Source organism: Polaromonas sp. P1_E3 (assembly GCF_056405935.1).
The window spans coordinates 1-3,840 of record NZ_JBFUBD010000266.1; the positions used below are offsets into that span (position 1 = coordinate 1).

General features: G+C 61.3%; 4 protein-coding genes. All 4 read left to right on the forward strand.

The genetic code is table 11. The annotated features are described in order from the left end of the window. A partial coding sequence (locus AC1D0Z_RS17400; protein ID WP_477659470.1) for a TRAP transporter substrate-binding protein occupies positions 1-929 on the forward strand: 929 nt, incomplete at its 5' end. 253 nt (positions 930-1,182) lie between these two features. Then, positions 1,183-2,160, forward strand: a complete 978-nt coding sequence (locus AC1D0Z_RS17405) for an MBL fold metallo-hydrolase (RefSeq protein ID WP_477659471.1) — start codon at positions 1,183-1,185, stop codon at positions 2,158-2,160. Between the two features lie 131 nt (positions 2,161-2,291). Continuing rightward, positions 2,292-2,846: an NUDIX hydrolase gene (locus AC1D0Z_RS17410; protein ID WP_477659472.1), complete on the forward strand. Its 555-nt coding sequence runs from the start codon at positions 2,292-2,294 to the stop codon at positions 2,844-2,846. A gap of 141 nt (positions 2,847-2,987) precedes the next feature. After that, the coding region (locus AC1D0Z_RS17415; protein WP_477659473.1) for a recombination-associated protein RdgC at positions 2,988-3,840 on the forward strand (853 nt) is incomplete at its 3' end.

Here is a 3,840-nt window from a genome sequence, read left to right on the forward strand (position 1 = left end):
ATGTCTGGCTGGCCATGCACAAGCCCTGGATGGACAAGGTCGAAAAAGAATCGGGTGGCCGCATCAAGTTTGAAGGCTACCCGGCCATGCAGCTGGGCGGCACGCCGGTGCAGCTCTACGACCAGGCCAAGGACGGCGTGGTCGACGTGGTGTGGACGCTGCCCGGCAACACGGCCGGCCGCTTCCCGCGGATCGAGGTGTTTGAGCTGCCCTTCATGATGTCCAACGCGGAAGCAACTTCCAAGGCCTATTGGGAATATGTCCAGACGATGGCTCCGGACGAGTTCAAGGACACCCAGGTGCTCGCGCTGCAGGTGCACGGCCCCGGCGTGATCCACACGGTCGACAAGCCCGTCAAGTCGATTGCCGACATGCGCGGCCTCAAGCTGCGCGCGCCGACCCGCCAGGTCACCAAGCTCATGGGCGTGCTGGGTGCCACGCCCGTCGGCATGCCGCTGCCGCAGATCCCCGACGCGCTGAGCAAGGGCACCATTACAGGCTGCGTGATTCCCTGGGAAGTCGTGCCTTCGGTCAAGGTCAATGAACTCACCAAGTTCCACGCCGAATTCGACCCCGCGGGCGGCAGCCTCTACACCACCACTTTTGTGATGGCGATGAACAAGGCCAAGTACAACTCGCTGGCGCCCGACCTCAAGAAAGTCATCGACAACAACTCCGGCATGGCCACCTCGGCCTGGCTGGGCAAGGTGCAGCAGGGCAACGACGTCCCCGGCCGCAAGACCGCCAGCGACCGCGGCAACACGATCTACACCGTGAGTGCGGCCGAAGMCCAGGAATTCCGCCGCAAATCACGCACGGTGGAAGTCGAATGGGTGGAAGACATGAACAAGAAAGGCTTTGACGGCAAGAAGCTGCTGGACACGGCACGCAGCCTGATCGAAAAGCACACCAAGACGACGAAAGCCTGATCAACAGGCCCAATAGTCCGCACCAGGTGCGCATTCACGAAACCGGGCTCAGGCCCGGTTTTTTTATGCATTTTAGGCCTGCAAGCCAATGAAACCGGGCGCAACCAGCTCCTGATTTCATAGCAAGCCATTTCCAGGTAAAACCTGTGCCGCCATGCGGGTTACTGCGGCCGCATATTCATCCGCCGCGCGCCTGCATAAGAATCCACCCCGCACCGGTCCATCATTGCATTCAACCCCAGGGAGTCATTTCATGTCACGTTCGTTCAAACACCTGGCCGCCGCCACCCTGCTTTCCAGCCTGGCCGCTTCCTTCACCCTGGTCACCCTGCCAGCTTTTGCCGCCGGCCCCATGGTCAAGACCCAGGCGCCGGGTTACTACCGCGTCACGCTGGGCGATTTTGAAGTCACCGCCCTGTCTGACGGTACCGTCAAGCTGCCCGTGAAAGACCTGCTCACCAACACGACGCCGGCGAAGGTCGGCGCGGCGCTGAAGCGCTCGTTCTTGCCCGACGCTGTGGAAACCTCGGTCAATGCCTACCTCGTCAACACGGGCAGCAAGCTGGTGCTGATCGACACAGGTGCGTCCGGCCTCTTCGGCCCGACGCTGGGCAGCCTGCAGGCCAACCTCAAAGCGGCCGGCTACCAGCCCGAGCAGGTCGACGAGATCTATATCACCCATATGCACCCCGACCACGTGGGCGGCCTGGTGGTGAACGGCGCCATGGCGTTTCCCAATGCCGTCGTGCGCGTTGACAAGGCGGACGCGGACTTCTGGCTGGATGAAGCCAAGATGAACGCAGCGCCCAAGGAATCCCAGGGCTTCTTCCAGGGCGCCATGGCGTCCATCAAGCCTTACGCCACGGCCGGCAAGCTCAAGACCTTCGAAGGCGTCACAGAGCTCGTGCCCGGCGTAAAGGCACAGCCTACCCACGGCCACACCGCCGGCCACAGCGTGTATGTGGTGGAAAGCAAGGGCGAGAAGCTGGTGCTGTGGGGCGACCTGATGCATGTGGCGGCCATCCAGTTCGACAACCCGGAGGTCACCATCAAGTTCGACTCCGAATCACCTCCGGCCGCCAAAGAGCGTGCCAAAGCCTACGCCGATGCCGCAAAAAACGGTTACCTGGTCGGCGCTGCGCATATTGCCTTTCCCGGCCTGGGCCATGTGCGCAAGGGCACAGGCAAGGCTTACACCTGGGTACCGGTGAATTACTCGTCACTGAAATAGTATTTATAAGCAAAAAACGCCTCAAGCCCAATAAAGACGGGCGCAAGCAGCTACTTTTTTGATAGCGAGGCGGCCGACCTGCCGTGCGCCCCGGCGGGGCTTGCCGGGCGCAAAGCCGCTACACTCATTGGATGCAACGCCCGCCCCTGAACCACTGCCGCGTCTGCGGCACCGCCGTGGCTTACCGCTTGCCGGATGACGGCGACACGAAAGAGCGAGCCGTCTGCACGGCCTGCAATACCGTCCACTACGAAAACCCGCTCAATGTCGTCGGCACGGTGCCGAGCTGGGGCGAGGACGGCGCACAGGTGCTGCTGTGCAAACGCAATATCGAGCCGCGCCGTGGCAAATGGACACTGCCGGCCGGCTTCATGGAGCTGGGCGAAACCACGTCGCAGGGTGCTGCCCGCGAGACCGATGAAGAAGCCGGTGCCCAGTATGAAATGCTGGGCCTGTTCACGGTCATGAATGTCGTGAGTGTCGGGCAGGTGCATATGTATTACCGTGCGCGGCTCCTGAGCACCGATTTCAATCCGGGCCACGAGACCATGGAGGCCAAACTGTTCACTGAGGCCGAAATTCCCTGGGACGAAATCGCCTTCAAGACGGTCAAGCAGACGCTGGAGCAGTACTTCGAAGACCGCCGCAAGGGTGCCTACGGCATCCATTCGTTTGATATTGAATGAAGGCCTTCAAGCCCGTGCCGGCCGTTACATTCTGCAGGCAGCGCGCCCGGTAGAATTTCTCTGCTTCTGGCCGGTTCTCACCGCGGATTCCCCCTCATTGGCCTTCCGGCAGTCTCCTTCCTAACCTCTTCCCCGGATTTCATGTTCAACACCGCAATCTTTTTCCGCATTGCCGACGATTTCGTGCTTCCTCCGCTGGACGCGCTTGAAGAAATTTTCCAGTCCCACCGTTTCGTTCCCTGCGGCGCCACAGAGCCTGAATCCAGCGGCTGGGTGCCACCGCGCGGCAACAAGAGCACCGTGCTGCTCGAAAGCGTGGGCCGCCAGCTGATCGCCCGCCTGTGCACCGAGCGCCGCCCCGTGCCTTCGTCCGCCATCAAGGCCGCCGTAGAGGAACGTATTGAGAAATACAAGGAAGAAACCGGCCGCGAACGCGTGGGTGCAAAGATCAAGAAAGAGTTCAAGCAGGAAGTCATGCTGGACCTGCTGCCGCGCGCCTTCACCAAACGATCGACCACCACCCTCTGGATCGATGTAGCCAACAAATTCCTGGTGGTGGATTCCGGCAACCTGACCGGTGCCGACAAGATCGTGAGCTACCTCGTGGAAGCGTTGAGCGAGGTTCCAGGCGCCCTGCCCGGCCTCAAGGCCAGCCCCATCCAGACTCAGATGTCTGCCGCGGCCGCGATGTCACACTGGCTGTCCACGCGGGAAGCACCCTACAACTTCTCGGTTGACCGCGACTGCGAACTCAAGACGCCGGACGACCAGAAATCCACGGTGCGCTACTCGCGCCACACGCTGGAGATCGATGAAGTGCCCCAGCACATTGCTGCCGGGAAACTGCCCACACAGCTGGCAATGACGTGGAACGAGCGCGTGTCCTTCGTTCTCACGGAAACCGCGCAGCTGAAAAAACTCAAGCTGCTCGATGTGGTGCTGGACGGCGTTCAGGAAAACGGCAAGGACGACGACGGCTTTGACAGCGATGCGG

Excerpts from the sequence above, each read along its gene's own strand:
- AC1D0Z_RS17405 (WP_477659471.1), top strand. The coding sequence starts at position 1,183 with ATGTCACGTTCGTTCAAACACCTGGCCGCCGCCACCCTGCTTTCCAGC.
- AC1D0Z_RS17410 (WP_477659472.1), top strand. The coding sequence starts at position 2,292 with ATGCAACGCCCGCCCCTGAACCACTGCCGCGTCTGCGGCACCGCCGTG.